At 31.2% G+C, this 21,421-nt stretch carries 23 protein-coding genes; 14 read left to right on the top strand and 9 right to left on the bottom strand.

Going from position 1 to position 21,421, the window contains the following annotated elements; translation table 11 throughout:
* Positions 1-13: 13 nt before the first annotated feature.
* On the top strand, positions 14-238 hold the full coding sequence (locus Mjas_RS00350) for a hypothetical protein (protein WP_421077821.1): 225 nt from the start codon (positions 14-16) through the stop codon (positions 236-238).
* Here Mjas_RS00350 and Mjas_RS00355 read toward each other — a convergent pair.
* From Mjas_RS00355 to Mjas_RS00365, 3 genes are all read right to left on the bottom strand, one after another.
* The gene (locus tag Mjas_RS00355; RefSeq protein WP_421077822.1) at positions 235-357 is read right to left on the bottom strand and encodes a hypothetical protein; all 123 of its coding nucleotides are present in this window, start codon (positions 355-357) and stop codon (positions 235-237) included. The genes Mjas_RS00350 and Mjas_RS00355 overlap by 4 nt on opposite strands.
* Before the next feature lie 120 nt (positions 358-477).
* A complete protein-coding gene (moaA, locus tag Mjas_RS00360) occupies positions 478-1,371 on the bottom strand; it encodes a GTP 3',8-cyclase MoaA (protein ID WP_421077823.1) in 894 nt (297 codons plus the stop codon).
* 170 nt (positions 1,372-1,541) lie between these two features.
* Positions 1,542-2,234 carry a peptidylprolyl isomerase gene (locus tag Mjas_RS00365; RefSeq protein WP_421077824.1) on the bottom strand — a complete coding sequence of 231 codons (693 nt, stop codon included), beginning with the start codon at positions 2,232-2,234 and terminating at the stop codon, positions 1,542-1,544.
* Between the two features lie 230 nt (positions 2,235-2,464).
* Here Mjas_RS00365 and Mjas_RS00370 point away from each other — a divergent pair, with 230 nt between their 5' ends.
* Entirely contained in the window at positions 2,465-3,121 is a 657-nt protein-coding gene (locus Mjas_RS00370) for a molybdenum cofactor guanylyltransferase (RefSeq protein WP_421078619.1), read from the top strand.
* Positions 3,122-3,171: 50 nt separating this feature from the next.
* On the opposite strand, the gene Mjas_RS00375 is transcribed toward Mjas_RS00370, so the two are convergent.
* Positions 3,172-4,185, bottom strand: coding sequence for a deoxyhypusine synthase (locus tag Mjas_RS00375; protein WP_421077825.1), 1,014 nt, complete (start codon positions 4,183-4,185; stop codon positions 3,172-3,174).
* Positions 4,186-4,921: 736 nt separating this feature from the next.
* On the opposite strand from Mjas_RS00375, the gene Mjas_RS00380 reads away from it, so the two are divergent.
* The 8 genes from Mjas_RS00380 to purL all read left to right on the top strand — a co-directional run bounded on the left by Mjas_RS00380 (position 4,922) and on the right by purL (position 12,469).
* Positions 4,922-5,314 carry a metal-dependent transcriptional regulator gene (locus Mjas_RS00380; protein ID WP_421077826.1) on the top strand — a complete coding sequence of 131 codons (393 nt, stop codon included), beginning with the start codon at positions 4,922-4,924 and terminating at the stop codon, positions 5,312-5,314.
* Positions 5,315-5,321: 7 nt separating this feature from the next.
* Entirely contained in the window at positions 5,322-5,990 is a 669-nt protein-coding gene (locus Mjas_RS00385; protein ID WP_421077827.1) for an METTL5 family protein, read from the top strand.
* 100 nt (positions 5,991-6,090) lie between these two features.
* A complete protein-coding gene (locus tag Mjas_RS00390) occupies positions 6,091-6,909 on the top strand; it encodes a 2-amino-3,7-dideoxy-D-threo-hept-6-ulosonate synthase (RefSeq protein WP_421077828.1) in 819 nt (272 codons plus the stop codon).
* A 122-nt stretch (positions 6,910-7,031) separates the two neighbouring features.
* Positions 7,032-7,697 (top strand): triose-phosphate isomerase, encoded by a 666-nt coding sequence (tpiA, locus tag Mjas_RS00395; RefSeq protein WP_421078620.1) that lies wholly within the window; start codon positions 7,032-7,034, stop codon positions 7,695-7,697.
* A 77-nt stretch (positions 7,698-7,774) separates the two neighbouring features.
* Positions 7,775-8,053 (top strand): hypothetical protein, encoded by a 279-nt coding sequence (locus Mjas_RS00400; protein WP_421077829.1) that lies wholly within the window; start codon positions 7,775-7,777, stop codon positions 8,051-8,053.
* 139 nt (positions 8,054-8,192) lie between these two features.
* Complete coding sequence (locus Mjas_RS00405; RefSeq protein WP_421077830.1) at positions 8,193-8,732, top strand: type II toxin-antitoxin system VapC family toxin; 540 nt, start codon at positions 8,193-8,195, stop codon at positions 8,730-8,732.
* 38 nt (positions 8,733-8,770) lie between these two features.
* Positions 8,771-10,138 carry a radical SAM protein gene (locus Mjas_RS00410; RefSeq protein ID WP_421077831.1) on the top strand — a complete coding sequence of 456 codons (1,368 nt, stop codon included), beginning with the start codon at positions 8,771-8,773 and terminating at the stop codon, positions 10,136-10,138.
* Between the two features lie 126 nt (positions 10,139-10,264).
* Positions 10,265-12,469, top strand: coding sequence for a phosphoribosylformylglycinamidine synthase subunit PurL (purL, locus tag Mjas_RS00415; RefSeq protein WP_421077832.1), 2,205 nt, complete (start codon positions 10,265-10,267; stop codon positions 12,467-12,469).
* Between the two features lie 28 nt (positions 12,470-12,497).
* Here the strand turns inward: purL and Mjas_RS00420 are convergent, their stop codons facing one another.
* The 5 genes from Mjas_RS00420 to Mjas_RS00440 all read right to left on the bottom strand — a co-directional run bounded on the left by Mjas_RS00420 (position 12,498) and on the right by Mjas_RS00440 (position 17,544).
* Positions 12,498-13,283, bottom strand: a complete 786-nt coding sequence (locus Mjas_RS00420) for a 4-phosphopantoate--beta-alanine ligase (protein ID WP_421077833.1) — start codon at positions 13,281-13,283, stop codon at positions 12,498-12,500.
* 58 nt (positions 13,284-13,341) lie between these two features.
* Positions 13,342-13,905 carry a diacylglycerol/polyprenol kinase family protein gene (locus tag Mjas_RS00425; RefSeq protein ID WP_421077834.1) on the bottom strand — a complete coding sequence of 188 codons (564 nt, stop codon included), beginning with the start codon at positions 13,903-13,905 and terminating at the stop codon, positions 13,342-13,344.
* A gap of 50 nt (positions 13,906-13,955) precedes the next feature.
* The gene (bioA, locus tag Mjas_RS00430; protein ID WP_421077835.1) at positions 13,956-15,353 is read right to left on the bottom strand and encodes an adenosylmethionine--8-amino-7-oxononanoate transaminase; all 1,398 of its coding nucleotides are present in this window, start codon (positions 15,351-15,353) and stop codon (positions 13,956-13,958) included.
* A gap of 100 nt (positions 15,354-15,453) precedes the next feature.
* Positions 15,454-16,155 carry a fibrillarin-like rRNA/tRNA 2'-O-methyltransferase gene (locus Mjas_RS00435; protein ID WP_421078621.1) on the bottom strand — a complete coding sequence of 234 codons (702 nt, stop codon included), beginning with the start codon at positions 16,153-16,155 and terminating at the stop codon, positions 15,454-15,456.
* Between the two features lie 6 nt (positions 16,156-16,161).
* Positions 16,162-17,544: a Pre-mRNA processing ribonucleoprotein gene (locus tag Mjas_RS00440; RefSeq protein WP_421077836.1), complete on the bottom strand. Its 1,383-nt coding sequence runs from the start codon at positions 17,542-17,544 to the stop codon at positions 16,162-16,164.
* Between the two features lie 338 nt (positions 17,545-17,882).
* Between Mjas_RS00440 and rpsB the strand changes: the two genes are divergently transcribed.
* The 4 genes from rpsB to ecnA all read left to right on the top strand — a co-directional run bounded on the left by rpsB (position 17,883) and on the right by ecnA (position 21,379).
* Positions 17,883-18,542 (top strand): 30S ribosomal protein S2, encoded by a 660-nt coding sequence (gene rpsB, locus Mjas_RS00445; protein ID WP_421077837.1) that lies wholly within the window; start codon positions 17,883-17,885, stop codon positions 18,540-18,542.
* 94 nt (positions 18,543-18,636) lie between these two features.
* Positions 18,637-19,242 carry an HVO_0476 family zinc finger protein gene (locus Mjas_RS00450; protein WP_421077838.1) on the top strand — a complete coding sequence of 202 codons (606 nt, stop codon included), beginning with the start codon at positions 18,637-18,639 and terminating at the stop codon, positions 19,240-19,242.
* A 103-nt stretch (positions 19,243-19,345) separates the two neighbouring features.
* A complete protein-coding gene (locus Mjas_RS00455; RefSeq protein WP_421077839.1) occupies positions 19,346-20,041 on the top strand; it encodes a 30S ribosomal protein S3ae in 696 nt (231 codons plus the stop codon).
* A 762-nt stretch (positions 20,042-20,803) separates the two neighbouring features.
* On the top strand, positions 20,804-21,379 hold the full coding sequence (gene ecnA / locus Mjas_RS00460) for a calcium-activated nuclease EcnA (protein WP_421077840.1): 576 nt from the start codon (positions 20,804-20,806) through the stop codon (positions 21,377-21,379).
* The last annotated feature ends 42 nt before the right edge of the window (positions 21,380-21,421 follow it).

Consider the following 21,421-nt stretch of genomic DNA (forward strand, 5'->3'; position numbering starts at 1 on the left):
ACGGGGTTTAAATATGTCAAATAAAAAAGAACTTCTATTAAATATGATTTTTGAAATTTTCAAAATAATATTTACCGTGGAATTAACATTATTGGCTGGTGTGATTTTAAAAATAGCATTTGAACCGCAATATATATTTATGGGTTTAAAAGTAATTGTATTTGGATTGTTTATTATATTAATTACATTGTGGTCTTTCGGAGCTCCTATATTTTACTTATATAATCGCATTGATTAACTTCGTTCTGCTAATTCCTTACCGCCAAATTTAAAGAACCACACATAAAATCCAATTGATAAAAAACCTAAAATTGCCATTACAACAATCATTGTAATGGTAAAAGCATCTAATTCCATAATACCACCAGGTATGTATATAGTATTACAAATATAAATAATTTTTGAATTTAAAAATAGTTTAAAAATAATAAAAACACCTTTGATTTTAAATTTCCCCCAATATTCAAAATAATAAAATCATTCCTTAAAATACGGCTCTCGCCTATTTATACATTCAACAAAACATTTTTCAATATCTTCCCCATTTCTTAAAGGGGTTAAAACATCAATTAAATTATCATCCCTAAGTAGGCAGGGTTTCAAAAATCCGTCATAAGTTAATCTAATTCTTGTGCAATGACTACAAAATTCTGTATTATCCATAGGTCTAACAAATTCCACTTCCAAACCATCTACATAATATTTTTTTCTGTTCTGCATGAACTGTCGAGTAATTACTTTATCCGACTGTTCTGCTATTTTATTTTCTATTGGTGCTATATCTACATAGTATTTTTTCAAACTTTCATTTAATGGAATAAACTCTATTACCTGCAAAATAGCACCGAGCTCCCTACAATAGTTCATTATATCATCTAAATCATCAATGGTGTTTTTCATTGCTAAATAATTTATCTTTAAAGGAGTTAAGCCCACATCTATCGCTTCTTTTACACCATTTTTTACCTTCTCAATGTCTCCACAATAGGTTATTTTTTTATACTTCTCTGGATTGAGTGTATCTATGCTAACATTTACTCTATTAAGCCCCGCATCTTTAAGCTTTTTAGCATATTCTTCTAAAAAAATGCCGTTGGTGGTTAATGAAATATCCTTTAATCTACTATCTGCCATATTTTCAATTATTTGAGGCAAATCAGTTCTTAAAAGAGGTTCCCCCCCCGAGATTTTTATCTTCTTTACGCCGAAATTTAGAGAGGTTTTTACAATTTTTCCAATTTCCTCAGGACTCATTAAACTAATATTTTTACCATCATGTCCCTCCTTATGACAGTAAAAACACTTTAAATTACATTCTGGTGTTATCGAAATTCTCAGAGACCTTATTTCTCTACCAAATGGGTCTTTCATAATATCACTTTGACATACCGACTTAACATAAAAAATAGTGGATTAATTATTATCCTTTAACATATTTATACTTAATTAATCAAATATAAAAATGTAAATTAAATATAAAAAATAAAAAAGCGAATTTTAAATCATAATAGGCATTTCAATTTCATTGGTTATATATATATTTATTCTTCCTTTTTCCCTTCTTTTTTCTTTAAAAAAGTATCTACGAATGATACCTTTTCAACATCGAGTCTTTTTATAATTTCATTAGCAACTGCCATTTTAACCATTTGAAGGTTATTCATAAATACAGCACTTTCTGGGAGGTTTATTGTAGCAGTATTTTTTGTTAATTTTATTTTTAAATCATCTGTGTTTAGTCTTGGCATGTATAATTTGATTAATTCTTTAACAATTTCTTCTGGTTCTTCAACAGCTTCTTCAACTTTTAAAACATATTTTACAGGTTTTCCAGCTAATTCATGGTTGAAATCAACTAAAACTCTTCCACCATTTACGCTTGCAACTTTTCCAGCATTTCCATCGATAGTTATAGGCATCCCAACAACTGGATTTACTTTATGTTTTTTAAACTCTTTAATTGAAACAATTTTAACTTTTGAAGGGTCTCTTTTACCAAATGCTTTTTCCGGTGTGAGCTCTAACTCTCTCTCTTCTCCAACTTCCATTTCCAACAATGCCTCATCCAAACCTGGAACTAACATTCCTGAACCTACTGAAACAGTAACTGGACCATACACCATCATTGGGTTGTATATCCCTTCTTTTTTAGCCATCTCTTCATCTGTGGTATCAAATAATTTTCCATTTACATATCCGTTGTATGTTATCTTCACAAGTTTTCCTTCTTCCATTAATCACACCTTCTATATTTTTTACTTTTATTTTGGCATAATTTCCGTTTTTAATGAACTCTTTTAAATTAAGCAAATAACCATATAAATAACTAATATATATAATTTTGTTCAACTGAACCAAAGCATAGGTTAAACGATAATATGGTTTTATAATTCCCTATTGTTCATTAAAAACTTAAATTAATAAATCATTATAATTACATAAGATTAATTGTGATATTATGGTTATGATTTCGGCAATTATACTATCGGGCGGAAATGCGACAAGAATGGGAGGTGAAAAACCTTTCAGAAAACTAAACAACAACAATTATTTGATAGAAAATATTGCAAATGTGCTTATTGAAATGAATATCCCTTTTACGATAGTATTTAAACATTTGAATAATCTCGATTCTGAAAATATACAGAAACAACATTATATGTTTGAAAAATACCGTCAAACAATAACATGGGACATTTTAAACGATAAGGGACCAATTATTGGAATATTATCTGGTATGAGGATACTAAATACAGAATGGGTAATGGTGCTACCCTGTGATATGCCACTTATAAACAAAATTTCAATAGATAAATTATTAAATTACATACCTATTGCAGATTCTGAAAAATATGATTGCATTATACCAAAACATGAAAATGGATATATAGAACCTCTATTCTCAATATATAAAAAATCATCAATAAATATTTTGGAGGAGCTCGTTAAACAGGTAATTAAAGATGGTAGAACTATCCCAATAAGAAGTTTTATAGATGAATTAAACCCGTTATATGTTCCGGTGGATGAAATAGACCACACAAAAAAGACTTTTGTAAATGTAAATACTCATGATGATTTAAAAGCCATAATAAAACACAAAAACAGTAATAAAAAGTAAAAATAACAGTAAAAACTAAAATAAAAAAAGGATAAAAAAATAAAATATATTTATTTAAATACCCCATAAACAATCATTGGAAATACAAGTGTGGCGTCTGCCCAGACTTCAACATAATCTGCCTTTGCCTGAATTTTCCCCCATGACACTCCCTCTTCTGGCGGAGCTCCGCTAAGGGAACCATCCCAAGGAACAGCGGTGGTAATGTATATGGCATAATCCGTTCCTTCTCTGAATAAATTTGCATTTATTATGCTATGCTTTGGAAGAGAGCCCCCCAATACAATACATGCAGTTTTTTTAGCATATACTGCCATATTATTAAGTTTAACAATATCTTCTGCAACATCTATTTTTAAATTGGATTTATTTTCAACCTTATAAAAATAAAGCATGTCCCCAATTGAACCATCGGTTATAGCAGGACAGAATATAGGAATTTCGTTTTTATATGCCCAATAAAGTATAGACTTTTCTTTTGCATCATCTTCAAGTTTTTCATCCATAAATTTACCTAATTCATAACAGAATTCCCTTGCAGATATTATTTTATGTTCTTCTTTTTGTTTTTCATCCAACCTCTTGAAAAATTCCATCATGTATTTTTCAAATTCCACATACCTATCATTTGGGACGAGAATATTTCCAATTCGATTAATTCCCTTTTCCCTTAAATAAGCACCTTTTAAGTCCCAATCTCCAATTATAAATGGTTTTAGACATTTTATAAAGTCCTCCTCTACGCCCCCCGCAGTTGTCACTATCACATCCATTTTTTTATGCTTTGCAAGGTATGCTATAATTTCCCTTAATCCGGAAGATACTATGTTAGAGGTATATCCCATAAATACAGTTATTTCATCATCTCCGCTCTTTTTAATTTCTTCTATTTTTTTCCATATCTTAACAGCTTTTCCAAGGTGTGTTGCTTGAAATCCTATTTTTTCATAGTAATCATTTATAATATTGGCTAAATTTATATCATCTTCCAGCCATGGACCTTCAACATCCAGTCCTTTAATTTCCTCACTTTCTTTCAAAATAATATCCTTTGGTTCCGTCATTTTTTCACCATTTACTATTACATTCGAAGGATTCATCATATACTATAAAATTTTATTTATCTTTACTTCACGAATCATTAGGCAGGAAGCCCACGATTTCAATCGTTATACAAAACAATGTTTTGTAAAATCTCTTACGAGATGGGAGGAATGCCAAAAAATTTATATAACATAGATGGTATAATAATAGTTAAGCCCTAAGGCACGAAGCTCGATAGAGTGGATACGGTTAAAAGGGTTTATTATTAAGAATAATATAGGGTTGCCTGTCAGCCAGCCTAATGTCCTCCGCCCTAATTATTAAGGGAGTTGGAAGGGCAAGCCAACGGATTTATCCGTTGGTAGCTGACCTTAAACATTCTATTTGGAAATTTTATTTTTGATAATCTCGTTAATATTAATTGTGTTTTTATCGTGCCACTTATGTATTTTTTAGATAATATACCTTAGCATTACTTTTTATATATTATATTTTTTCTTTCTTTAAGGTCTGCTTCCATGTTATTTAGTAATTATGTAATTATAATATATTCAAATATGTTAGTTTTAGTTTAAGATATTTAAGTATATTTAAGTATATTTAGTTAGGTAAAATATTTTATTGTAAGTTAATATATTGTAGATTATATCCTTTTGATTAAAAGATAATATACATAAATAAATATTGTAATGATTAAAAATAATATATAGTTTATTCGATTTAAAATTAATATTTATAGCTAAATTTGGTGAAACCGTGATTTCTTCAAATATTGAGGATTATCTAGAAAGAATTTATTTATTTATTCAAAAACATAAAAGACCTGTAAAAACCACTGAGCTCGCAAAAATATTGAATGTTAATCCATCTGCAATAACTAGCATGGCTAAAAAATTACACTCAGAAGGGTATGTAATTTACGAACCCTATGTTGGTATCCTATTAAGTAAAAAAGGAGAAGAGGTTGCTAAAAAAACCATAAGAAAACATAGGATTATTGAAACATTTCTCAGAGATTGTCTTGGCATGGATGCAGATAAATCATCGGAGGAGGCATGCAGAATAGAGCATGCAATTTCAGAAGAAACTATTGAAAAACTTTATGAGTTTATAAATAAATTAAAATCTAAAAAGGGGAACGAAAATTAGTGAAACCATGAAAAAAAGGCATTTAGAAATAATACTTGATAATTTAAAACCTCATCCAAGCCCAAAATCCCATTTAGAACAATATACAATAGAAGGGAAGCTTGCCAGTGAAATACTATTTTTTGCAAAAGAGGATATTTTAAACAATTTTGTAATAGATTTAGGATGTGGAACTGGAAAGTTAGCAATTGGAGCAAAATTGCTTGGAGCAAAAAAGGTCTTAGGAATTGACATTGACAAGGAAACAATAGAATTTGCAAAGGAGAATGTAAAGGGAATGGCTCATATCGATATAGTTAACAAACTTAATTTGGATATAAATGATTGTATTAATAACATTGTATTTTTACAGGAGGATGTTAAAAATATTAATGAGAATTTTATAAATAAATACAAACCAGATGAAGAAATAAAAAACATAGTCATTCAAAATCCACCATTTGGCTCCCAAAAAAAATATGCCGATAGAGTATTTTTAGATAAAGCTTTGGAGATAGGGGATGTAATATATACAATACACAATACGCCAACAAGGGAGTTTGTAATAAATTACATAAAAGAAAAAGAAAGAACAATTACAAATATTTTTCAGGCAAATTTTAGAATACCAAAAATATATGAATTCCATAAGAAGAAATATTTGGAAGTTCCTGTTGATATTTACAGGATTGAATAAATAAATTAATAAAATGTTATAAATATTTATATATTATAAAATTAATCATATTATGAAATATGGATATATAATCTAATCAATAATAGAATATGGTGAGTTTATGAAAGTATTTGAAAATATCAAAAATGTTGGTAAAGTTATCAGATTGGAGAGAGTATTCAACAAAAAATCAGAAAAAACAGTTATTATTCCTATGGACCATGGAGTATCATCAGGACCCTTGGATGGCTTAAAAGATATGAAAAAAGCCATTAATTCAGTAGCGGATGGCGGGGCAAATGCAGTATTGGTTCATAAAGGTATTGTTAGACATGGGCATAGGGGATACGGAAAGGACATAGGTTTAATAATTCACCTTTCAGCTGGAACTTCATTATCGCCAGACCCAAACGAAAAGGTCGTAGTCACAACAGTTGAAGAAGCTATAAGAATGGGGGCTGATGCGGTTTCAATCCATGTGAATGTTGGAGCAGATACTGACTGTGAAATGTACAAAGACTTAGGTAAAATAGCAGAAGTTTGTGAATACTGGGGAATGCCTTTAATAGCTATGATGTACCCAAGAGGTAAAAAAATACCTGATGAGAGAGACCCAGAAGTTGTAGCACATGCGGCAAGACTCGGTGCCGAGCTCGGGGCAGACATTATAAAAACAAGTTACACAGGAGACATAGACTCATTTAGGGAAGTCGTAAAGGGATGTCCAGCACCAATCGTAATTGCAGGAGGACCTAAAACAAATACTGATAAGGAGTTCTTACAAATGGTTAAAGACGCCATAGAAGCAGGTGCAGCAGGAGTTGCAACAGGAAGAAATGTGTTCCAACATAAAGATGTTTCAGGAATAACAAAGGCAATATCAATGGTTGTTCATGAAAATGCTGATATTGATGAAGCTTTGAAAGTAATTAAAAATTAAAGGAATAACTAAAACTTGATGATGATATAGCGAGATATATATGGTTAAATAGTAATAATTAAATTGTAGTTAAATAAATTTATTATTTGATAGATTTAATTATAATTTTTGGTGGTGGTATTATTAAGCCGATTATCATAATAAACTACAAAACCTACACAGAGAGTGTGGGAAAAAAGGGGTTAGAAATAGCAAAAGCTGCTGAAAAGATTTCAGAAGAAAGTGGGATACCAATCGGAGTATGTCCGCAGTTCTTGGATTTAAGAATGATAAGTGAAAATGTAGATATTCCTGTTTATGCTCAGCACTTTGATGCAGTATCTCCTGGAAGTCATACAGGAAATGTTCTTGTAGAAACCTTAAAGGATTGTGGATTAAAAGGTAGTTTATTAAATCATTCTGAAAAAAGAATGGTTTTGGCAGATTTGGAAAAATCCATAGAGATGGCAAAGAACCACAATCTTGAAACAATTGTATGCACAAATAACATTGGGGTTTCCAAGGCAGTGGCCGTAATGAATCCAGATATGATAGCAATAGAACCGCCAGAATTAATAGGCTCAGGCATTCCAGTATCAAAAGCTAATCCAGAAGTTGTTGAGGGGACGGTGAGGGAAGTTAAAAATATTAATAAAAATATAGCAATACTCTGTGGTGCAGGAATTTCAAAAGGAGAGGATGTTGTATCAGCACTTGAATTGGGAGCAAGTGGAGTATTATTAGCTTCCGGTGTTGTGAAGGCAAAAAATGTTGAGGAATCCATAAGGGAGCTCATAAAAAATATTTAAATTATACTTCTCTTTTTGTTTTGATATTTTAAAAAGCTATAAATATTAAAAATAATATATGTTCTTTTGGTGGTATTATGAAAGAAAATAATATTGGACAATTAATAGACGCGTTAAGCAATAAAGAATTGATAATAAGGGTGGATTTGAATAAAAATCTTAAAATATCAAAGTTTAAAATAGGCTCCCTTGAATTGAATGGGGAATTGGGGATAAGTTTTAGGGATATTAAAGAGGAAATAAAAGAAGAAGAAATTGAAGAGAAAGAGTTGAAGGAAAAGATTGAGGAAATAAGTAAAGAAATTGAAAAAGAAGAATCTGGGGAAGAAAAAACCAAAAATATTGAAGTAGAATAACTGCTAAAATATACCATAATTACATACTATTTTTTATTTTACTGTTTATCATATAATATTATTTTTTTATAAAATATTATATAAAATTCTTAATTTTTTACAATAATATATAGGGTAATTTCTATTTTAAGGTGATATTATGGTAAAAATACTTGATGCGTCTTCATTTATTCATGGCTACAATCCCGCAGTTGAAGAGGGGGAACATTATACTACTTATGGCATTATAGAAGAGGTTAAAACAAAAAAAGATGTTGTCGAGCTCGCCATTGAATATGGAAAGTTGAAGGTGAGAGAGCCTCAGCCTGAAACCGTTGCAAAGGTTAAAGAAATGTCCATAAAAACTGGGGACACACTATCTAAAAACGATATGGATATACTAGCTCTTGCAGTAGATTTAAAGGGTATATTATATACCGATGATTATGGACTTCAAAATGTGGCAGAGCGATTAAGTGTTAAGGTAAAATGTATAGTATCCGAAGGAATTAAAGAGAGATTTATATGGAAACTTGTATGTAGGGGCTGTAAAAAGATGTATAATATAGATTACTTTGATGAAGCATGTGAAATATGCGGAAGCCCTTTGGAACGAAAAATGGTTAAAAATAGAATGAATAAACAATCGAATACTAAAAAAGGTAAAAAGCACAAAAATAAGAAAAAAAGTAATAAATAAAATAATGAAAATAATAACACTAATAATTTGGTGAATGTATGAGCTCCGATACTAATGGTAATAATATTAATAATAATTCCATAGATTTCAATGAATTTAAAATGATTACAAATGTGGAATTGATTAAGAATGAAAACAAAAATCAGTTGATTATTGAAATAAACAAAAATTACGAAACATCGATTACTTTGGATTATGATGTTCAATTGAAGGATGGCATACTTTTTTTAGTTGATGATAGCCTTAAAAAAATAAATAGAAATAGGCTTGAATCTATTAAATCTGGTATTCTAAATCTAATATCTATAAATATATCCCAGAATTTGATAAATAAAACTACTAAGAGAAAAACATACTACATACACCCGCCAATCCCTTTAATCGGACATACTGCCTTTGGACTTATAGATAGAGGGACAAATATAATTCAAGTGCGAGGATTAAGTGGATGCAATATAAACTGTCCATTCTGTTCAGTTGATGAGGGAAGGTATTCAAAAACACGAAAAAATGATTATTATGTTGATTTAGATTATTTAATAGATGAATATAAAAAAATAGTTGAATTTAAAGGAAACAAACACATAGAGGCTCATTTGGATGGTCAGGGAGAGCCATCTTTATATTATCCACTACCTGATTTAGTTCAAAAATTGAATGAAATTAACAAGAAAGGAAAGGGCATTGTATCCATGCAGTCAAATGGTATGAACTTAACATATAAGCTAATCGATGAATTGGAAGAAGCAGGGCTACACAGAATGAACCTATCTATAAATGCCATAGATGAAAAAATGAGCAGAATTTTATCAGGTAGTAGGGATTATAATATTAATCATGTATTGGACATTGCGGAGTATATAAAAAATTCAAAAATCCATCTCTTAATAGCACCGCTACTTTTGCCAAATGTCAATGATGAAGAATTTAAAAAAGTAATAGACTACGCCGTTCAGTTGGAAATGAAAAATCCTCAGAATATAATAAATCCTATCACCAATAAGAAAAATCCAATAGTAGGAGCTCAGCTATGCCTCACATATCAGTTTGGCAGGAAAATCAAAAAAATGAAGGTATGGAAATTTAAAAAATTCTATGATTTATTGAAATATTATGAAAATGAATATAAAAAGAACGGCATTGATGTTCAATTGGATACACCGTTATCAAAGGCATTTGGAAACCATAGAAGGAAAAAACTTCCAAGTCCATTTAAATTAAACGAAATTATAAGGGCAAAGGTTGTTTTAGATGGAAGGGTAAATGGAGAGGTAATTGGAGTTGCAAAAGATAGAGTTATCCAGATAATAAATGTCCATCAAAACTATGAAAAACTCATGGGAAAATCTGTTAAAGTTAAAATTTTAAGAACGAAGGATAATGTATTTGTCGGAGCTCCGATTTAAATAAAAAATAATTAAAATAATTAAGTTTGATAAATTATAAATATTAGGTTTTATGTTAGATATTTATTATTCTATTTTATTCTATTTATTTTAGCATTTTATTTTATTAAATTAAGGAGGAAAAGCATGGATTTAAACGATTTAAAATATATAGAGGAAAAACTTGGAAGAAAGCCAAACGATGTGGAAATTGGAATGTTTGAAAACCTTTGGAGCGAACATTGTTCATACAGAAGCACAAAAAATGTTTTAAGATTATTTGGAAAGACTATAAAAGAAAATCAAAATATCGTCGTAGGTCCAGGAGATGACGCAGCATTGATAAAAATAGATGAAGAAAATGATTTATGCGTTGCCATGGCAATGGAGAGCCACAACCACCCATCATACATAGACCCATACAACGGTGCGGCAACAGGAGTTGGAGGAATTGTAAGGGATATAATTTCCATGAATGCTAAACCGATAGCATTAATGGATGCTTTGAGGTTTGGGGATATAAACGGAGAGGAGCAGGACAAAGTAAGATGGCTTGTTGAAGGAGTTGTTGAAGGTATTGGAGACTATGGAAATAGAATCGGTGTTCCAACTGTTGGAGGAGAGTGTGAATTCGATAAATCCTACGACTACAACAATCTTGTAAATGTGGTATGTATTGGACTTGTAAAGGAAAAGGACATAATCACAGGAAAGGCAAAAGAGCCTAATTTATCCATTATACTTGTTGGAAGCACTGGAAGGGATGGAATAGGCGGAGCTTCATTTGCATCAAAAGACCTTACAAGCGAAAGTGAGGAGGACAGACCAAGTGTTCAGATTGGGGATGCCTTCACAGAAAAATGTTTAATAGATGCCACATTGGAGGCATGCAAAACTGGAAAGGTTAAGGCAATGAAAGACCTCGGAGCTGCGGGAATTACCTCATCATGCTCTGAAATGTGTTATAGTGGTGGTGTTGGTGCCGAGCTCCATCTTGAAAATGTCATACTGAGAGAAGAGGGCATGACTCCTTATGAAATAATGGTTTCAGAATCACAGGAGAGAATGCTTTTAGCTGTTGAAGAGGGAAGCGAAGATGAAGTTATAAAAATATTTGAAAAGTATGAGCTCCCTGCATCAGTGATAGGAAAAACCACCGATACAAAAAAGTTAGTGGCAAAAATGAACGGGGAAATAGTTGTAGATTTGCCTTTGGAATTGCTCTGTGAAGCTACACTTGTAGATAGGGAAGAAAAAGAATGCATATTGGAAACTCCCGATAATAAGGATGAAATACCTCAGCCAGAGGATTTAAATGATGTTTTATTAAAATTGTTGAAGAGTCCAAATATCAACTCAAAGGAATGGATTTACGAAAGATACGACCACGAGGTTCAGGTAAGAACAGTTGTAAAACCTGGAAAGGATGGTGCAGTATTGCGACTTATTGAAGGTTATCCAAAAGGACTTGCCTTAACAACTGATTGTAATCCAACATACTGTAAATTAAACCCATACATTGGAAGTGTTAATTTAGTATGTGAATCAGTTAGAAATTTAGCTACTGTTGGGGCAAAACCTATTGGAATGCTTGACAATTTGAATTTTGGAAATCCTGAAAGACCTGAAAGAATGTATCAGATAAAAAAATGTGTTGAAGGACTTGCTGACTGTGCAGAGTTCTTCAATATTCCAGTAGTTGGAGGAAATGTAAGTTTATACAACGAAACCATAATTGATGGAAAGGACTACCCAATAAACCCAACCCCAACAATCTGCATAGTTGGAAAGATTGAAGATGTTGAAAAGGTTCCTTCCGTATATAATAAGGTAAAAGAAGGGGATGTATTAATAATTACAAATGAAACAAAGGATGAAATGGGAGGAAGCGAATACTACAAATACATACACAACACAGAAAAAGGAATGGTTCCAAGAGCAGATTTAGAGAAGGAAAAAACAATATACAGCACAGTAGTTGAATTGGTAAATGAAGGACTGGTAAACGAAGCTTCCGACTGTTCAAGAGGAGGTCTTGCTGTTGCCATCTCAAAAATGTGCATAAGCAACAACATTGGTGCAGAGCTCCACTTAACCAACTACAATAAAAACAATTTAAGGGACGATATATTGTTATTCTCAGAGACATCTGGAAGAATAATACTTGCTGTAAGTGAGGAAAATAAAGATAAAGTTATGGGAGCTCTTGGGGAAAATGGATATGTAATAGGAAAAATCGGCGGAAGTTCGTTAAAAATAATTAACAACAACAAAGAAATTGTAAATATGGATGTGGAAGAGATGAAAAAAGGATATAAAAATGCATTCTCCGAAATGATGGGAGAAATGTAATAAAATAAATAATAATAAAAAATAAAAATTATTCTAACTCCATATTTTTTAATCTGTTGGAAATATAACTTAACATCTCTTTTAAATTTTCTTTATTATCATATTCATCTATAATTTTTCGGAGCTCCTGTTTATCTATTTTTTTATATTCTTTAATATATTTTGTTAATAATGGGATACATCTTGTCAATTCATCCACTATTGTAATAGTTGATTTCCTCGCAGTTCTTGAAAGTGGGTTTAAATCAATAGAAATTACTTTCTTACCCATATTTACGAGAGCTTCTGTTCTATCTCCATCTTCCAAAGGAACAAGCACAACATCTGAGGAATATATCCCTTCTTCTGAAACCTTGCCTCTTAAACTGTCCAAATTTGGTATTTGCTTATCTGCATCGTCTATTCCAAGTAGTTTTATTTTATTATCTTCTATTTTTTCTTTTATATTTGAATCTTCTTCAAAAGCTTTTTTTATATTTTCTTCTCTTTCTTTTGTCCTGTAAAATAGATTTACCTCTATTTTGCCGTTTAATTCTTCTGCAAGTTGGACAATTTCCTCTTTTGCAAGGGCTATCGTATTTCCATTGATTGAAATTACAGGATTTTCTGCTAATACGAGCATTGCCGCAGAGGCTTTTATTGATTTTAATGCTATATCTGTGGTTTCCTCACCAATAAGGTAATCAAATGCTTCTCCTCTACCGTGTGCAGTAAGCCCAGCTTTTGCAAGTATTCCTTTATCTAATGCCTCCACTACCTTTTCACGATTTAATAATGATTTGTATCTTGGATGTGTTTTTGGAACAAATGTCATAATCTCCCTTTTAATTTTTTATATATCGAGTTAAACTAGGATAATTTATATTAATAATTTATAAATTCCCAACATATTCCAAAATAATGGCCACAACAACTGGAAGGAGTAAATTATCATCAATTTTTATTTTTTTACTTACAAACTCAATGCAAGCACCAATAAATGCAACAATAATTCCATACATCCCATAAGGATGATATAATATAACACATGCTGAAATAAGGAATGCCAAAAATCCTTCAATGGTTTTTCCAAAATATTTTATTTTAAGCTTTCCTCTAACTCCAATTAATGTGGCAAGTCCATCTCCAATCGCAAAAACAAGTATGGAATAAAATGCAGAGTTAATATCTTCAATTATAATCAATGTTATCAACAAACCAATTGCAAATAGAATAGCTCCTTTTCCACATTCATTTTCTCTTCCACATGCTTCAAGTAAATCAGATATTATTGGAATATAATGCTCTTTTAAATAATAATACAATAAAATTCCAATTAATATTAAAATAAATAATGGTAGTATAAGGGGTGTTTTTCCGATATATAGGACGGAAAAAGCTACAATGATTCCAAATATTATATGTAAAGTCTGCCGGTATATTTCTCTTATTATCATAATAATACCTAAGTTATTAATTAGTCAATATCCAATATTATTTACTAAAATTATAAACTTTCTTTAATTGCTTCATATAATTTATCACATAAAAACTTTATTTCTTCCTCAGTAATTGTCAAGGGTGGAATAATTATCAGCGTATTAAATATGGGTCTCATATATATGCCCTTTTCGAGCAATTTATCCGCAACCTTATATCCTGCCTTAAATTCATAGGGGTATGGCTCTTTTGTTTCTTTATTTTTTACGAGCTCTATACCAATCATGAAACCTTTCTTTCTAACATCTCCCACATGTTCCAGTTCCTTCAATTTATCCAGTGAGTCGTGAAGCAGTTTTATTTTTTCCCCAATATTTTCAAATACTCTATCGTTTTTTAATATATCCATTGTGGCAATTGACGCCGCACATAATATTTGATTCCCTGTATATGTGTGTCCATGGAAAAACTGCCTGCATTCTTCAAAATCTCCTAAAAACTGGTTATATATTTCTTCCGTTGTAATAGTTGCCGCAAGTGGCACATATCCTCCGGTTATTCCTTTTCCAAGGGTGATGATATCTGGTTTTTCCAGTTTCTTTAATGTTTCATTGTCTGAAAATAAATATTTTCCAAGTCTTCCAAAGGTTGCCACTTCATCTAGTATAAGGATTATATCGTGTTCCTTACATTTTTTTGCAACTTCTTCAATATAGCCATCAGGATATGGAATTATACCTGCTGAACCCATTACTCCCGCTTCAAGAATTACGCAAAACAATTCGTTTTTGTGCTCTTCTATAAGGTTCAGCATGTTTTCAAGGCATTTCATACTGCATCCTTTTTCATTCCTCTCATCGGTATCCTTGAAATTGTGGTATTCACACCTATAACAATAGGGAGCTCCTGCATGATAGCCCTTAAACAAAAGTGGTTTAAAAAATCCGTGAAATGTTTCACTACCTCCTACACTCATTGTTCCAATCGTATCTCCATGATAACCTTCTTTTACTGAAACAAACTTTGTTCTGTTTTTATTTTTATCCGAATCCTTTAATTGATAGTATTCAAAAGCCATTTTAACAGCTATTTCAACAGCTTCCGCACCATCCTCTGAATAAAACACCTTTTTTAAATGTGGCGGGGCAATTTCTACCAATTTTTTTGCCAAAACTATTGAAGGGACATTTCCACAGCCCAAAAGCGTAGAATGGCATATTTTTTCAGCTTGATTTTTTATTGCATCGATTATTCTTTTTTCACTGTGGCCGAACAGATTGCACCATATGGACGAAACTGCATCAAGGTATTTTTTTCCGTTTATGTCGATTAAATAGTTTCCTTCCCCCCTCTCTACAATTATATTTTTTGATGGCGGGTCATATTCTTTCATCTGTGTATATGGATGCCAAACATATTTTTTATCCCATTCAACAAGCTGTTCTGGGTTCAATTTATCATTCATCTTATCACCATCCATAAATGCTACCTTAAAAATCGGAGATTGTTTATTATGGGACAATTATCATAAATAAAAATTAAAAAGTAGAATATGTTAATTATAATTAATTTGTTCCCTTCCAAATTCCAACAAATAACATGTGGTCTTTTTCAAATGGCTCAATATTTATTTCGTCAATGATTTCAAAACCGCCATTTATTAAAATCTCCTTCTGTTCTTCAAATATTTCTTTTGGATTTCTCACAACATCGACACTTCTGGCTTTTATGGAAATCATTCCATATCCATTTTCTTTTAAGAACCATTTTGCATTTTTTACAAGTATCTCTGCCTGATTTGGCTGTGCAACATCTTCAAAAATTACATCAACTTTCTCAACTACATTTGAATAAGTATTTGGGGCATTTGCATCCCCCAATATTGGAATTAAATTTTTCCTATCGTTGCAGACTTCTAAAAACTCCCTCATAATCCTTGGTGCAAATTCCACAGAATAAACTGGTGAATTTTCCGTAATATCTGCAACATGGGATGGTGTCGTTCCTGCGGATACACCCAAATAAAGAACTTTCGTGTTTCTTTTGATTGGCATGTGTTTTAATCCATTTATTATGGAAGCCCCTAACTTACTCTTATTGGGATTCCAAATTCTGTACTCTACACCATCCACTTCAATTAATTTTTCCCCATATACCCTTTTTGATGGGACCAATGATTTTGTAGCGATTCTTCTTAATCCATCGCCCATATCTACTTCATAAATATTATCAAAAATTTCCTTAATTTTCACAGTATCACCGAATATTTTAATTTATAATTTAGAGGATGTTTTTCCTATTACTTTTCTCTCAGTTTTTGGTCTGTCTTTTTTATGATTTTTCTGTTTTGTTCTTTCTGATTTTTTCTTAGGTTTTGATGATTTTTCTGGTTGATTACCTTTTCCTTTTCCACTAGGTTTGCCTTTACCCCTATCCTCTTTCCTACCTTTTCCCTTACCTTTTGCTTCTCCCCTTCCTTTTCCTTTTTTACCTCTTCTATCCTCGTCTCTTCTTACTGGTTTTTTCTTCCTTGGTTCTGGGTATTTTTCCTTTATGGATTCAACCTTTTTATTGAGGTCTTCCATGAGCTCATCTGCAATATAGTTTCCGAATACATCTGCCCTAACTGCAATTGAAAGTTTGCATGCGAGAGCTCTTGCAACCTTACCTTTAATCCACCATGGTGATGATTGAAGAAGAGGATGCTGGAATATCACACCATGTTTTGGAGGTAGAGCTCCTTCTCTTAAATGTGCAAATAATGCCTTTTCCGCACCTATCACCTGTATTGTGGATGCTGGAAGTTTTGATAATCTGTCAATCCCACCAGTTAAACTTATTAACCTTGCACCTAATGATGAGCCAGCTATTTTTGTTAAGTTTGGGGCAGTCTCTTCCATTAATTCTTCCAAATACTTCTGTAAATTTTCTCTGAGATTATACATTGATTTTATTTCTTCTGCAAATATTTTTATAACGGACAAATCCCTCTCTGACAACTCTGCACCCATTGATTTTTTTGCAACTGTGGATAATGTTCTTGCAAGCTTTGAAGGAAGGGATTTTTTCAACCTTGTTCTTGTGTAATTGTCCCTTTCCGTGTATGTGGATGCTACATCTACATAGAGCTCGTGTTTTTTTATCAATTTATCCATCTCTGGGAAGTATAATGAATACCATTCTCTAAATCTCTCGGAGAATAAATTTAGGGTTTCATCTAAATCATCCAGTGCACTTACAGTTTGGATTATTAACTTATCTCCTTCCTCGGAAGATTTTTTCATGAGTAATTTTGTAAATTCAGTGCCCCATAAATTCATTTTTTCAATAAAATCATCATAATCTTTAAAAACATTGTATTTATTGCCGAGCTCATATAGGTTTTTCCTTACGAGCTCCCCTGCAATATTTGGCTCGTTTTCAGATAGTTCAATATTTATTTCTTCCTCCATTCCTTCGTCGTTAGTTAAATTCCATTCTTTTTTTAGCTCCTCAACAATCTCAAAATTTCCATTCCTTAAATCATACATAATCTTAGGAATATCCTCTTCTTCAAAGATTTTGTAGTATTTTAAGTCATCTATTGTTAAACTCTCTAAATTTCCATCCGATTCCAAAGCAAATGCTCCATAAGGTGCAAATGTTAAATATATCATAAAATCACCGTTGATTTAATATAAAATTTAATATAAATAATTATTATATATTATAAAAATAGATATTTTTTATCTTAAATAATATATTTATAATATTTAAACTATGGTATTTTTAAAGTAGGTGTTGTTTATTTTCTATACACATCATTTTTCATCAGAAAACTATATATATCATAGTATATATTATGCTATTGTTCAATTTTTTAAAGTAGTTTAACCGCTAAAACAAAACACAAATTAAATATAAATACAAATATTAAATTAAACATAATAATAATCTAAATGAAACAAATGGCTTTGTTTTTAAGCCAGAAAACCACTTTTTTGGAGGAGCAAATATGACAGATGAAAACCTATTGACAACATTGGACACATATTTGGCGTCTGGAATTCATATAGGAACTCAGCAAAAAACAGAAGACATGAAAAGGTTCATTTACAGAGTAAGGTCTGATGGACTCTATGTTTTGGACGTTAGAAAAACAGATGAGAGAATAAGATTAGCTGCAAAATTCTTATCAAACTACGAACCAGAAGATATTTTAGCAGTTTCAAGAAGAATCTACTCAGTAGGTCCTTTGAAGAAATTCGGTCAAACAACAGGAATAACCACAGTTGCAGGAAGGTTTGTTCCAGGAACATTAACAAACCCATCATCAAGAAAGTTCCTTGAACCAGAAGTTCTATTTTTAAGCGACCCTAGAGTAGATAGACAGGCATTAAAAGAAGCTATTGAGATTGGAATTCCAGTTGTAGGAATGTGCGACACAGAACACTTAACATCATTCATTGACTTCATAATCCCAACAAATAACAAAGGTAGAAAAGCAGTTTCATTAATATACTACCTCATAGCAAGAGAATACATGAAAAACAGAGGATTGATTGGTGAAGATGTGCCATTTACATACGAAGAATTCTTAGAAAAAGCTATGAATGTTAAGGTAAAAATCACACCACAACAGTTCCAGAGAGGCAGAGGAAGGAGAAGAAGATAAATATAAAAAAGTTAATATATATTAATATAAATAAAATTGAGGATGTAATAATATATTTATTTCGCATGCCTCACTATGCCATAGGATGATGAAAATGGATGAAGAATTATTATTTGAATGCCCAATTTGCGACGACATAACCCCTCATGACATATTAAAAAGGCAGGAATCAAAAAAACACATAAAGCTAACTGTAAAGTGTTTGAACTGCGGATATGTCCATGAGATTGAAAAAACTATAAAACTAAAAGATGTGAAGGTAATTATAAGCAGATACGGGGAATCTGAAAAAAAGGTTTCTCAGCTTCCAGTGGATGAGGTTTTAAAAGTCGGGGATATCATAAATATTTTTGGAGAGGATGTGGAAATAACCAGTATAGAAACTACAAAGAGGGTTATGTCATCAAAGGTTGAAGATATACAAACAATATGGGCAAAATCCCTAAACATACCTAAAAAGGTTGGTATTTCTATAAACGATAGAGATACCACCTATTCCATCAATATATTAGTTCCCCAAGATTATGTATTCGATAATGAAACAACATATCGAGTAGGAAGAATGTTCTTTAAAATAAAGATGATAAAAACTGAAAAAGGAACATTCAAAAGGGAAATTGCAAGAAAAATAAAAAGAATATATGCAAACTCTTCAAGACCTGTTAGAAATTATGAGGATTTAACTGAAAATATTGTGTAAATAAAATTAAAAATACCTCCTATATATCGCCCATATATTTATTCATATATCATATATCAATTAATTACCCAAATATAATAATATCACTAATGAGGTGTAATTCATGGCAAGAATGAAAGCTAGAGCTGGCAAAGGAAGAAGAGTAGCCAGAGATACTTGGAAAACAAAATCATGGTATAATATATATACTCCACAGTCATTCGGTGGAGATTTAATAGGTCATACCCCTGCAAACGACCCATCATTAGTTATTGGAAGAGTTGCAGAAACAAGCTTAAAAGACCTAACAAATGACCACTCAAAACACATGATAAGAATGTACTTCAAAATAGATGGAGTTAGTGGAACAAACGCAACAACCCAATTTGTTGGTCATGACACAACAAGAGAATATTTAAAATCCTTAATTAGAAGAAGAAGAAGTAAAATAACAACTATCACAGATGTAAGAACAAAAGATGGATACAAGTTAAGAGTTAAAGCTATGGTTTTAACAGCAGTTAGAGCAAGAGACCACCATAAAACAGACATAAGAAAGAAAATGGAAGAAATTGTCAGAGATATGGCTAAAAACGCAACATTCCCAGAATTTGTTCAAGCTATGTTGTTAGGTGGATTAGGTTCAAAAATATACGGGGAGTGCAAAAAAATATTCCCTATGAAAAGAGTAGAAGTTTATAAATCAGAAGTTTTAGAGTTTGGAAAACCAGTAGAAGCTCCTGAACCAGAAGAAACAGAAGAAGCTACCGCAGAAGTAGAAGAAAAGGCAGAAGAAACAGAAGAAGTAAAAGAAGAATAAATTAAATAACTTTTTTCTTTTTTATTTGGTATTATAAATAAAATAAAATTTTCATTATTTTTAGAGTTTTTCGTAACTATGGATTATGGTGGATTAATTCAGGTCATGCAATTGGTTTCAAATGTTTCAAAGTATATCAACTGATATACTCATATAAACCACTGCTTTATAAGTCTCATTGTTGGTTTCGTTGCCGTCCCCAACTCGGCTTATGGGATGTGACCCGCACCCTCCTACCCGGTACTGAATTCCCGGTTCGCTTTTCTTAGATAATTAAAGAACAAGAAGCCCGACTAACACCAACACAAGTCGATATGTTAATATTCACAAACCAACAGTGTATAATTTACACTTAATACTATTTATATTTTGTTAATAGAATAATTAGTATTATCAAATAATACTATTTGAAACATTTGGTTTAAAATTGTTTATGATATTTGATATTTTTGTTTTCCACACATTTTTTAATATGTTTTTCTCTATTTGATAAGCCCCTTTTTTCCAGTCTTTACCTTAGTTCTCCACTCATCAAATAATTTCAGTGCTCGGGTCTCTACTTCTTCTTTTAATTTTAAATACCCTCCAAAACAAAAAGATTAAAACAACTACCAATAACAATACCATTAAATTTAAAATTAAATCCATACTATCAACTTCAACTTATCAAAATAATTAAAATAAGTAAATAAATATATAATTATAATTATTAAAATAATATGGGGTGAGATTATTAAAAATAAATTTACAATGATAAGTATAATGTTTATAAGTATTCTTATAACTTTTTCTGGATGTTTAGATATATTACCAAATAATAATTATGATGATAATAATTATGGTTATACAAATCCAAATGATTTCCTCAATAACCATGAGTATTTTACTGCCAAGGTCGTAAAAATTACCGATGGAGATACAATATGGGTTATGGCTGAAAACGGAACAAAATATAAAATAAGACTTTTGGGCGTTGATACGCCAGAAATATATCACAAGAACAGCCCGCAAAAATTTTATATTGATAACAATCATCCAATTACCAATATAAGTTATTTGAAAGTTTGGGGGTATAAAGCAAAAGATTATGCAAAAAATAGACTGGAAAATAAAACTGTTATTGTAGTTTTTGACAATAAGGCACCAAAAAAAGGATATTATGGCAGATATCTCGCATACATATATGTAGATGGAAGAGATTTCAACGAAGAATTGATTAAAAATGGATATGCTAGGGTTTATGTGTCTAATTTTGAATTAAAAAATGAATATTTAAAAGAAGAAAGATATGCAAAAGAAAATAAAATAGGATTATGGAATTTAAGTAATAATAATTAAAATAATTAATAATTAGTTTTTTAATGCATGAGCTCTACAAGG

The sequence above is a fragment of the Methanothermococcus jasoni genome (genome assembly GCF_049075655.1).
Lineage (GTDB): Archaea > AGJL01 > Methanococci > Methanococcales > Methanococcaceae > Methanofervidicoccus.

Excerpts from the sequence above, each read along its gene's own strand:
- Mjas_RS00350 (WP_421077821.1), top strand. The coding sequence starts at position 14 with ATGTCAAATAAAAAAGAACTTCTATTAAATATGATTTTTGAAATTTTC.
- Mjas_RS00355 (WP_421077822.1), bottom strand. The coding sequence starts at position 357 with ATGGAATTAGATGCTTTTACCATTACAATGATTGTTGTAATGGCAATT.
- moaA (WP_421077823.1), bottom strand. The coding sequence starts at position 1,371 with ATGAAAGACCCATTTGGTAGAGAAATAAGGTCTCTGAGAATTTCGATA.
- Mjas_RS00365 (WP_421077824.1), bottom strand. The coding sequence starts at position 2,234 with ATGGAAGAAGGAAAACTTGTGAAGATAACATACAACGGATATGTAAAT.
- Mjas_RS00370 (WP_421078619.1), top strand. The coding sequence starts at position 2,465 with ATGATTTCGGCAATTATACTATCGGGCGGAAATGCGACAAGAATGGGA.
- Mjas_RS00375 (WP_421077825.1), bottom strand. The coding sequence starts at position 4,185 with ATGACGGAACCAAAGGATATTATTTTGAAAGAAAGTGAGGAAATTAAA.
- Mjas_RS00385 (WP_421077827.1), top strand. The coding sequence starts at position 5,322 with ATGAAAAAAAGGCATTTAGAAATAATACTTGATAATTTAAAACCTCAT.
- Mjas_RS00390 (WP_421077828.1), top strand. The coding sequence starts at position 6,091 with ATGAAAGTATTTGAAAATATCAAAAATGTTGGTAAAGTTATCAGATTG.
- Mjas_RS00400 (WP_421077829.1), top strand. The coding sequence starts at position 7,775 with ATGAAAGAAAATAATATTGGACAATTAATAGACGCGTTAAGCAATAAA.
- Mjas_RS00405 (WP_421077830.1), top strand. The coding sequence starts at position 8,193 with ATGGTAAAAATACTTGATGCGTCTTCATTTATTCATGGCTACAATCCC.
- Mjas_RS00410 (WP_421077831.1), top strand. The coding sequence starts at position 8,771 with ATGAGCTCCGATACTAATGGTAATAATATTAATAATAATTCCATAGAT.
- purL (WP_421077832.1), top strand. The coding sequence starts at position 10,265 with ATGGATTTAAACGATTTAAAATATATAGAGGAAAAACTTGGAAGAAAG.
- Mjas_RS00420 (WP_421077833.1), bottom strand. The coding sequence starts at position 13,283 with ATGACATTTGTTCCAAAAACACATCCAAGATACAAATCATTATTAAAT.
- Mjas_RS00425 (WP_421077834.1), bottom strand. The coding sequence starts at position 13,905 with ATGATAATAAGAGAAATATACCGGCAGACTTTACATATAATATTTGGA.
- bioA (WP_421077835.1), bottom strand. The coding sequence starts at position 15,353 with ATGAATGATAAATTGAACCCAGAACAGCTTGTTGAATGGGATAAAAAA.
- Mjas_RS00440 (WP_421077836.1), bottom strand. The coding sequence starts at position 17,544 with ATGATATATTTAACATTTGCACCTTATGGAGCATTTGCTTTGGAATCG.
- rpsB (WP_421077837.1), top strand. The coding sequence starts at position 17,883 with ATGACAGATGAAAACCTATTGACAACATTGGACACATATTTGGCGTCT.
- Mjas_RS00450 (WP_421077838.1), top strand. The coding sequence starts at position 18,637 with ATGGATGAAGAATTATTATTTGAATGCCCAATTTGCGACGACATAACC.
- Mjas_RS00455 (WP_421077839.1), top strand. The coding sequence starts at position 19,346 with ATGGCAAGAATGAAAGCTAGAGCTGGCAAAGGAAGAAGAGTAGCCAGA.
- ecnA (WP_421077840.1), top strand. The coding sequence starts at position 20,804 with ATGTTTATAAGTATTCTTATAACTTTTTCTGGATGTTTAGATATATTA.